This is a genomic window from Haliscomenobacter sp. (genome assembly GCF_040403615.1).
GTDB lineage: Bacteria > Bacteroidota > Bacteroidia > Chitinophagales > Saprospiraceae > Haliscomenobacter.
Genome location: NZ_JBBAKG010000106.1, coordinates 1 through 8,873, shown reverse-complemented (window position 1 = coordinate 8,873; position 8,873 = coordinate 1). Strand labels below are relative to the sequence as shown.

At 40.4% G+C, this 8,873-nt stretch carries 8 protein-coding genes; 2 read left to right on the top strand and 6 right to left on the bottom strand.

What is annotated here, in order from left to right; genetic code table 11:
- Positions 1 to 187 precede the first annotated feature (187 nt).
- Positions 188 to 1,324, bottom strand: a complete 1,137-nt coding sequence (locus ABW391_RS24035; protein WP_353484447.1) for a helix-turn-helix transcriptional regulator — start codon at positions 1,322 to 1,324, stop codon at positions 188 to 190.
- A 716-nt stretch (positions 1,325 to 2,040) separates the two neighbouring features.
- A complete protein-coding gene (locus ABW391_RS24030; protein WP_353484446.1) occupies positions 2,041 to 2,697 on the bottom strand; it encodes a hypothetical protein in 657 nt (218 codons plus the stop codon).
- Positions 2,698 to 3,025: 328 nt separating this feature from the next.
- On the opposite strand from ABW391_RS24030, the gene ABW391_RS24025 reads away from it, so the two are divergent.
- Positions 3,026 to 3,445, top strand: a complete 420-nt coding sequence (locus ABW391_RS24025) for a hypothetical protein (protein WP_353484445.1) — start codon at positions 3,026 to 3,028, stop codon at positions 3,443 to 3,445.
- A 14-nt stretch (positions 3,446 to 3,459) separates the two neighbouring features.
- On the opposite strand, the gene ABW391_RS24020 is transcribed toward ABW391_RS24025, so the two are convergent.
- From ABW391_RS24020 to ABW391_RS24010, 3 genes are all read right to left on the bottom strand, one after another.
- Positions 3,460 to 4,098 carry a response regulator gene (locus ABW391_RS24020; protein WP_353484444.1) on the bottom strand — a complete coding sequence of 213 codons (639 nt, stop codon included), beginning with the start codon at positions 4,096 to 4,098 and terminating at the stop codon, positions 3,460 to 3,462.
- 165 nt (positions 4,099 to 4,263) lie between these two features.
- Positions 4,264 to 5,130, bottom strand: coding sequence for a sensor histidine kinase (locus ABW391_RS24015; RefSeq protein WP_353484443.1), 867 nt, complete (start codon positions 5,128 to 5,130; stop codon positions 4,264 to 4,266).
- A 1,236-nt stretch (positions 5,131 to 6,366) separates the two neighbouring features.
- Positions 6,367 to 7,074 (bottom strand): tetratricopeptide repeat protein, encoded by a 708-nt coding sequence (locus tag ABW391_RS24010; RefSeq protein ID WP_353484442.1) that lies wholly within the window; start codon positions 7,072 to 7,074, stop codon positions 6,367 to 6,369.
- A gap of 1,014 nt (positions 7,075 to 8,088) precedes the next feature.
- Between ABW391_RS24010 and ABW391_RS24005 the strand changes: the two genes are divergently transcribed.
- Entirely contained in the window at positions 8,089 to 8,241 is a 153-nt protein-coding gene (locus tag ABW391_RS24005) for a hypothetical protein (protein ID WP_353484441.1), read from the top strand.
- A gap of 35 nt (positions 8,242 to 8,276) precedes the next feature.
- On the opposite strand, the gene ABW391_RS24000 is transcribed toward ABW391_RS24005, so the two are convergent.
- Positions 8,277 to 8,873 (bottom strand): SH3 domain-containing protein (locus ABW391_RS24000; RefSeq protein WP_353484440.1); only part of this gene is annotated, 597 nt, incomplete at its 5' end.

Here is an 8,873-nt window from a genome sequence, read left to right as displayed (position 1 = left end):
CTGAATAAAAGTGACAAAAAATAAATCCTAATAAATGAAGTACAAAAATCTATTTGTTGGGATAAAATGCTAATGTTTCAATAATTTGTGGGTCGTTTCCGGTATGGAAACGGCTCTTTTTTTTAGCTCCAACTTACTTTTAGCCCTGAGAGACGTACCCGCACATAAAACGCGGAGTTGTTTTGTTTCAGCTCAGGTAGGTCAATACAAAGTTTTCCAAACTCTCCTCTTCCAACAACCCCAGGCGCTTGCGCAGGCGGTACCTGGCGCTATGAGTGCTTTGCATAGAGATTCTGAGAATAGTGGCAATTTCCTTGGAGTCGACGTTCATCCTGATCAGGCTCAATATCTTCAAGTCAGTCTGAGTAAGTGCAGGAAAATCGTGCAGGATATTCTTGAAAAAGGAAGGTTCCAGCAGTTCGAATTGTTGCCGGAAAAATACCCATTCATCTTCCACATTGGCAGCTTGATCAATGATTTTAAGGAGTTTTTTTTTCGCAAGCCCTGATATTGGGGCAGTTTCATCCAAACTGGAGACTTCGGTTTTTAGTAAATCAACTGAATGTTGTTTTTCCGCCATAATCAGGGCAGTAGAAGTGAGCTGGCGTCTGGACATTTCCAATTCATCGCTGATCCTTGATTTTTGTGCTTCAATAACATCGGCTTGCTCCTTTAATTGAACCATTTGCTGCTCCAGTTCTTTTTCGACCAACAACTGTTTGATCACTGTATCATAAAAAATGCTGGAAATCGTAAGCACAAAAAATGCGGAAGAGAAATAATAAATGAATACCGTGGTGAGTTTTGAATCCTGAAAATTGATTAAGTAATTCAATAAAATTATACACATCGGAATAGAAATCAGGAGAATGCGCCTCCGAATGTCCATGCGAAAAAGATAAACCATAAACAACAACAGTAAATAGGTATGGTATACTTCTGCAAGGGGATGTTTTCCCAACAAAACAATTCGGATTGCAACACTGATGGCGTGAAAGAACACTGTCAAGTCTATTTTCCAAACCAATTGTTGAAGGGGATAGTTTCTATTTTTGATACGGAGCCAGTTGTAGGCCAAATTGATGGGGATAATTAAAATTGGCCACCACGATGTATTGCTGTAAAAAAGCCAGCGGTAAGCAGGAACTTGTTCAAACAATCCTTCCTGGTACCGTTGCCAGTCTACCCATAAAAAGCCCAAGTGGTTGATGGTAGTCCAAATCGCTGCTACCAATAGCACCCGAACGTTATAAATTGCTAAAGCGTATTGAAAATCAGCCTTGAATTCTGTTGGAATTCGTTGAAACAGCCAGGTATTTGCCATGGAAATAGTACTAAATGAAAGCTAAAAAAACCGCAACACAAAAAGGGTACATTAATCCCAATGATAATGTATTAATGATAAATAATCTCTTAATCGGATTTTGACAAAAAAAAGCCGCTTTCGAGCTAATTTCGAAGAGCGGCTACAAATTGTAATCTTATAAAAAAAACGACCTTTATAGACTTTACAGAAGCAATTCAAACAATGAATCGCCTATTTTGGGAGTAGGCAGTACTTGAAATACTGTTATCTATTTTCTACAGGTGAAACACTGTATGTAACACGTTTTTCAATAACTTTTGATAAAGAAACGCAAAAGCTCGAGGAGTACATAGTCTTTGTAGACAATTGGAAAGACACTACATTTATAAGACCGGCAACCAAAAATACATGTAGGAAAAACACCGTACAATAACGGTATGAACATGTTTTATGCAATCTGGCCTTTAAGAAATGTAGCCTTGCCTGGTTTAAATTTGTAGTAGGACTTTTTTTACACTATCCCTATATATTTGTACTATTAACCAGTTGTTTTTCAATGGGATTGTATTAATGGGATTTATTTGGAGTTAATTTTAATTCGGTTTTGGGAATTTTCAATGTGTAAGTCCTCGTCTGTGTTTCTTGTTGATCCATCTGTACAACTTTTTTTTACAGCAAGGAAAGACAGGGCTTACACCTTTTATTTTAAACTCCACTCAGCAAGCATCAACTGCTCACCGCAAAGAAATGTACATCTGGCAAGATTGCCCTTCCAAGTCTTCAGCATACAAAAAGGAACCACCAAACGCATTGAAGCGTTTTGCTCTTTTATCGATTTCAAGCATTTCTCGAACGGTGGGATCACTTGCCAATGGGGGCAATTTGGTGGGCGGCACGAGGGCATAAGCATTGTATATGCCAATTTCAAGCTGTCGTTTCTTGAGTTGAATCGCGATCTTGATTTGTTCAGATTCGGTATGTTGCTGCATGAAAAGAAGGATTTCCTGTACCGTTACCAAGAGTAAGTTGGCATTCATAGGATTCATTGTTTCCTTTAGCGACTGGTCGGTCAAGCAAGCGTTAACTTGCAAAGGTGCGCGAAAAACCATGTTGGCAACACAAAAATCCATCAACTTGATTACCAAATCATTCAAGGTATTATTGCATGGATTCAAGGACCACAATAGGCTGTGGGATGCCAGAATAGAGCTTTCTGTGAGTGCTTTCAAATTTGTAGTCAGCGGTTTAAGCCTGCCCTTGGGCAGATTCGGATTGTTTTGCTGGTCTATAATGGCTTTAATTTCGTGCAAACGGCTATCCAGGTTTCGTTGCAGTTCCGCTGCAATTTGCCCTCTAAATTGATTGATGAAGTTTACATGCTTAAGTTGCATGCTTCGAGTAAGAAAAGCCAAAGTTAAAATTTCAACCCCAATTAGAATAAAAACCATTTTTACATATGTTAATTTTTCAATGTAAAAATATAAGGAGTACACCTAAGTTATTTCGCGTTGGTCTATTTGTGAGACCAACTACATGTTGAATGTATTTTACATGAAAATAATTACTGTACGTATTTTTTTTGTTCATACTACACGTGAAATGCAGTGCGTATGAATTAAAAACTAAATATTATTGGATACGAATGCGCGCTTTTACCTTAGCTTAAACTTCTATTTTAAAGTGATTTAACTCAAAAGAACACAATTCCAACTTTCAATTATGACCACGACCGTCCATCAATTATTCGACCACAAAGTCAACTATCTTTACAACAACATTACAACCATAGACGCAGAGGTGGTCTTTGGTGATCCGGGAAAGAAATGTAGTGGCCATGGTATTTGCAGGGTATATGTAGTGGCCAAAGTCACTGGGTCAGCCCGAACCTGCTCTTGTGCTCACACAGTGGGTCAGTTCCATTTTGACCATAACCGACATAAGCTGCTATTGCGTTTGTTGCGGGCAAACATCTCAGCAGCTACCTGGGAAAAGCATTTCAGCAACGACTGGTTTCAAGTAAACGATACCTGGATCGCCGAAGCTGACCTTACCCTGGCGCTCCAATTGGAGGCATTGGTGGTTCAGCCTGGCACATATCCAGTAGTGAAAAAGGGGAAGTGGGTGGAAGTATGGTTCTGATGAATTGACCGTGGTTAATTTTCCTGGCTTTTCCTCTGGTTTAGAATACTCTTGAGCTGCTGGCGGCTGTTGATCCCAAGTTGTTTGTAGATGTTTTTGACGTGGTAGCGTACACCATTGATACTCAGCGACAATAAATCAGCAATGGCCTGATAACTCATCCCATCGGCGATCATGCGCATGATGCTGTGTTCCTGTGGGCTAAGATCCCATTGAGAGGTAATTGCCGTAGGTTGAAAGTAATTGACCAAATGCCGGGTTGCAACCGGGCTCAGCGGCGTTTCATCGTTTTCCAGCGCGTAGACAAGCTTTGTTTCCAATTCTGCCGGACTGATGTTTTTGTTCAAAAATCCGGTTACGCCATAGCTTAAAGCCTGGAGAAGTGCTTCTTCGTCATCCAACACCGAGAAAATAATGATTTTTGACTCTGGAATGCGTTGGCGGATCAGGGGAATCCCATCTATTCCTGATTTGTCGTAAAGGATGATGTCCAATAGTACCAGGTCGATCTTCAAAAAATCGCGGTGGTACTTGACAAATTTTTCGACGGTATCAACCGCCAACACGCAGTCAATCTTTTCCGACTCCGTGAAATACTCCGAAAATTCTTTGCGGAGAACTGGACAATCTTCGATAATGGCAATGTTAAACATAGGTGTGTTGTTGTATTGGTTTGCAGTGGAAATAATCTATTGAGTATGCCGCAAAAAATTACTTCCCGATTTTTTTAGCCGCTTTTGAATAGGAAGCTCACTTGAAATGAACCGTTCGACTTCTTATTCAAAACCCAAAATCGGGAAGTTAATTTTCTTGCGTTGCTAAGTTTTCATGGGAATCATCAAGTAAAAATACTGCGCATTGGAGGTTTGATTGAAATCCAACTCTCCTCTGATTTTTAGCAGTCGGCTTGAAAGGTTGTCCAACCCATAATGCTCATCTGCATCCTGGGGCTTGGTCAGCGTGGTAGTGGGTGGTTTTTCAAAATAATTTTGAATATTGACCACCAGTTGGTCTTCCTTGCTGTAAATGTCGATGCGGATTTTTATCGATTCCGTATGCTTGATGATATTGGTCAACAACTCCTGAAAAATCATCAACAACAGGTGATTGGTTTGAGGCCGAATGACCTTGGTCTGCATTTTTTTAGGGTTAAGCATATTCAACTCAACCGGAACCAGGGGACTGATGGCTTTTTCGGTAAAGTTATTGACTTTGGCAACCAGCGTATCTAAACTGTTGTGGTTTGGATCAAATGACCAAATGATGTTGCCGATGACTTGCATGCAGTCCAATGCCAATTCGCTCAGGCGGGTCGTTCGCTCCTGTTGCTTTTCTGCCGATGCCGCTGGGTTGGCCACTTGGCTGGACAATATGCGCAGGGCGTAGAGCCTACTGCTCAGGTTGTCGTGCAGATCCCCTACTATTTCCCGTCGAAAATTGAACTCTCGCCGGAATAGTTCGGTTCGAAACCTGCGGAATCCATAAGCAACCAGTCCTGCAGCGATTAGTCCTCCTGGAAGCCAAAACACCAACAATTGATAAATGCTTACCCTAAACGCAAAGCTCAACTCGCGATGCATCATACATTCTGCCGGGCCATTGCAGCGGTGATGAGGCATTGGTGCTACATTTTGCCTGCGCAAAAACAGGCGTTTATCCGCGGGATTGACCTTCGTTCTCAGCATTATTTGAAGGGGTACAGAAGTGAATTGTGGCGGGCGCTCCGAAAATGTTGATTGACCGGTGTCCGCTACTGGAAACAACTGATGATCCATCTTCACCAAAAAGCGACAAGCGCAAAAGGCTAAGGGATGCTTCTGATCGTGCTCCTCTGGTATACGTGTGCCCACACACTCCTGCGGGTGGTCATCAGTTGCATCCAATAATATATTGGAACCATTTGATGATGCGCTCATTTTGACTGACATGCACACTAGAAATACAACCCACCTGAAATGAAGGGTAAGTAGAAAATCCATGCGATTTTTTTCAATCCTTAGCAAATAAGATTCAGAACCGTTGGGAAAATAAGAAAGATGATTAGTTAAGATTCAGATGAGTTAACAAACATGCGTAAGTTTTCAATCCTAACTCAAACAAAGGGTAAGTGAAAATGTTTGATGGATCAGGTGAAAATTGGGAACAGAACACTGTTTTTCGTGCTTTAAGTGGCATCAAATTTACACAAGATACTCAATATTCAGCGCGGATGTTTTTATTTCGGAAAAATACTACATTTAAAATGTAGCTTAATGATCCTTTCATGTGAAAATTTATCAGGAAATGTGGTAGGGTTTAACATTGTGCTTCAACCTTTTCGAAGTGAATTTTCTTGCTTAAAATTGCATCGGATTTGGACAGGGATAGAAAATTTTGTGTGCAAAATTCTTCAATCAGTCGACTCGGGACTTTCCCCCAGCGACCAACGCATCCAACTTTTCCCAGCCACATATAAGGTGTTGCGAAGTTTTTAATCGAAAATACCCTGTAGATAAGATGTATTTTTTTTTTGTGAGATATTGATTTTGGTGAAGAGTGCCTAACTCTTCACCTTTTTTTGTTGAGGCATTTTTTCTAGTACAAGCAGAGAAATACAACAACATGCAGTCTGGTAATAGCAAAAAAAAGAGCTGCCTCCCCCCAAGAAGACAACTCGCCATATGAATCATAATCACTTTTACTTTTGGGGTGGTCGTTTTATGCTCCTGTGGGAGCGGATTTACAGGAATCTTACCTGTTCCTGAAGTTTTGCGTACTTTTATTTACTTCCCACTTCCGATGCACAATATTACAGCCACTGGTAGAAATTACCAACAATTATCCATTGAAGGCCATTTGACTACATTAAATCAGTAGCGCCTGCCACATTTTTAATGCCAAGCGTGCAGGCGCAGAAATAAAAACACTTCTGTTCAGCAGACTTACTGTTCAAAGCTGGCCAAATTTTGTTTTACCATCCAAAAATCGGGAGATACTGCTAGTGCCAACTCGTAAGCTTCTTTGACCAGTAGATGGTTTTTGACGGGATTCAAGGCTTGCAGGACTTGCCCTTTCAGTTGAGCCAAGGCGGCCTCGATAGGTACACGCTGAACTTGATTGTCATTGATGTATACCTCTACCCAATCATCTGGCCGCAGGGGAAGTTGCATGGCCATTTGTACAGTGGAGAGTGCCTCAGAAAACCGATTCAATTCAAACTGCACTTGAGCCAGAATATAACAATGGTGAACGTTTTTCGATTTTGGCACCAATCGCTGGTAGGTTTGCGCGGCCTCGATGAGTTTATTTTGGTTGCGCTGACTGAGAGCCAGCATCTCCATGGTTTCAGTTCTGAACGAATCCTGGTCAACCAGCTCGGTACACAAAGCTTCACAGGCTACGTAATTGCCCATTTTGATGTACACATAGGCCAGACTGTCTTGCCACTGCCTGGTTTCTATATTTGCTCCAGAGCTTAGCATTTGGAGCAACGCATTAGCCGCAGAAGCATAATCATTGTAATCCATGGCCCGCTGGTAAATTTGAACCCTGGCATTGTGTTCTTTCCTCAAATTTTGGCACGATGCCAGAAGCACAAATAGGCAAAGTGCCAATAAGATTTTCTGAGAGAAGATAGATTTCTTTTTCATGTTTTTCATACTAATTCCGGTTGCAAAAACGATGGCAATCAAAGTTAAAACGATCTCATACGAGTAAATAAAGTCAACGCAGAAATTACTCAGAACTACATAATGGTTCAAAAAAGACTACATAAAAAGTAAAGAAAGCCTTGCGCTGAGCAAGGCTTGAAATTTAGCTTTTCAGAAAGCACTTGTGATACGATCTACGACGAAAGACTTGGAAAAAATATAATGGTAAAAACGCTTTGATTAGAAAGGTGAGTTGCCCAAATTTTAAGGCAACCCACAGTTACACACTTGAACACATAGTTCTATCGTGATTGAGTACGGCGCATTTAGTGTCTAGTGTAACACAGGGAAGAAATAATCCTTGAAGACTGGTACTTATGTATCAATTTCTACAATTAAGCCAAATGTAGATTATATTTTAATTGAATGTATTGAGCGGTGTACGATAAACCTATTGCTTACATTTTTTATTCAATCAAACTACATAAAAAACAGCAATATATTTACATTTCAATTATAAGAATTTAACTAAAAAATTTGCCGATACAATACTCCAGCCAAACCAAATTCATGAGAATCTGGCTTGGACAAGAATGAATTCATGCATAACATGATGGAAAACTTGTGTAAACTTGACAGCAAAGGTTACAGTGTCGTGTTCGTGGTTCTATTGATGGCTGTAGCTGAGAAAATAAAAAAAATGAGTTGACCACGCAGCCCCTGTCGATTGTAGTCACTTTATCTTTGAAACTGGGGTTTGATTTATCTTTGAAGTCAGATGCAAACTTGATTGATCTGTCTTGCTTCATTATTAGATACAAAAATAGCTCGGTTGCGTATAAATAAAACGAATATGAATTTCATTACGGCCCACTACACGAATCCACATTTAAGACTACATTTTAGATGTTTTTAATTGTTCGGAATTGGACACAAAAAAGCCGCTCGCACCACAAGCGGCTTGCAAATTAACTTACTGTATCAAAAAGATTCGGAAAGAAATAGTTTCAACGAATGAATATTCAGAAAAAACTGGGGGAAGCGCTTGCTTCCCCCGAAGAAGTAAAATTTACAGTGTTCTATCGTGTAAAAAAAATTCATAACAAAAATAAAGGTGTGATCCATGAAATCAAAGGGAATGATCTTGAAGTTCAACTTACTGCATGATCTGTGTAGGTTTTTATTTATGCAATGGCTCATTTCTAAGGGCGCAACATCCGCGTAGGTAAAAACCCAACAAAATCGCGAAAACGTACTTTGTACCACAGTGCATTGGTTTTCTCCAATAACTCGAGCCGACTCCCTTTTGGGACCGACAACAGCAATGTTGCAGCCTCGTTTGGTTCTTGACGAATAACTGAATTTTGCAAGACTTCATAAATCACAATCACCCTGGGTTTGTCTCTATTGGCACTGGTGCGTTCAATCACGGTATCCGTAGGGATGATAATTGCTGGGGCAAAATCAGATAAAACATTTTCTAACCGTTCATCCTGTATCTCATCAGGCATCATGGGCAAAACAATAGAATGAACAGATACATCTGGGGCCAGTTCAAATTCTTTTTTCAACAACTTCAATCCTTTCATTTCCTCCCTAGTAAGGATTACTTCCATGCTATGAAAACCAGGCTTAGTAATGACCAATCGGTGATTGAAATCCCAATTGAGTGTAGAAAGAATAATCCCGTGTCCGAATGTTCGCTTGGTCAGTAAGGATTCAATGCGATCGTTTTGTTGCTGGTATACTTCCAACCCAATGCCGGTGAGCTGTTCTCTGCTGTCTTTATTAAAAACCGT

Excerpts from the sequence above, each read along its gene's own strand:
- ABW391_RS24035 (WP_353484447.1), bottom strand. The coding sequence starts at position 1,324 with ATGGCAAATACCTGGCTGTTTCAACGAATTCCAACAGAATTCAAGGCT.
- ABW391_RS24030 (WP_353484446.1), bottom strand. The coding sequence starts at position 2,697 with ATGCAACTTAAGCATGTAAACTTCATCAATCAATTTAGAGGGCAAATT.
- ABW391_RS24025 (WP_353484445.1), top strand. The coding sequence starts at position 3,026 with ATGACCACGACCGTCCATCAATTATTCGACCACAAAGTCAACTATCTT.
- ABW391_RS24020 (WP_353484444.1), bottom strand. The coding sequence starts at position 4,098 with ATGTTTAACATTGCCATTATCGAAGATTGTCCAGTTCTCCGCAAAGAA.
- ABW391_RS24015 (WP_353484443.1), bottom strand. The coding sequence starts at position 5,130 with ATGCTGAGAACGAAGGTCAATCCCGCGGATAAACGCCTGTTTTTGCGC.
- ABW391_RS24010 (WP_353484442.1), bottom strand. The coding sequence starts at position 7,074 with ATGAAAAAGAAATCTATCTTCTCTCAGAAAATCTTATTGGCACTTTGC.
- ABW391_RS24005 (WP_353484441.1), top strand. The coding sequence starts at position 8,089 with ATGAATATTCAGAAAAAACTGGGGGAAGCGCTTGCTTCCCCCGAAGAA.